Raw genomic sequence first — 323 nt, forward strand, 5'->3', positions numbered from 1 at the left:
AAGTGTTTTGGTGAGCGTGATGAGAGACGCGAAAATTTTCAGCTTAGTTCACCGGATATAAGAATCAGCAGAAACGAAAGATTTTGCGCTGAAGCAAGGCGGCAAGTGAAGGAAAGGAAGGAGCATACTTTGGTATGTGACTGACTTTACGAGCGGAGCCAACGCAGCAGCGGCGTAAAAGATTCGTTTCGAGCACCAAGAATTTGCCTGGCGGCTTTAGCGCGGTGGTCCCACCTGACCCCATGCCGAACTCAGAAGTGAAACGCCGTAGCGCCGATGGTAGTGTGGGGTCTCCCCATGCGAGAGTAGGGAACTGCCAGGCA

1 rRNA gene is annotated in these 323 nt (G+C 52.3%); it reads left to right on the forward strand.

Going from position 1 to position 323, the window contains the following annotated elements:
- Positions 1 to 206 precede the first annotated feature (206 nt).
- Positions 207 to 322: ribosomal RNA gene (rrf, locus tag N5923_RS00100) — 5S ribosomal RNA — on the forward strand.
- The last annotated feature ends 1 nt before the right edge of the window (position 323 follow it).

Source organism: Winslowiella arboricola (assembly GCF_025527015.1).
Lineage (GTDB): Bacteria > Pseudomonadota > Gammaproteobacteria > Enterobacterales > Enterobacteriaceae > Erwinia > Erwinia arboricola.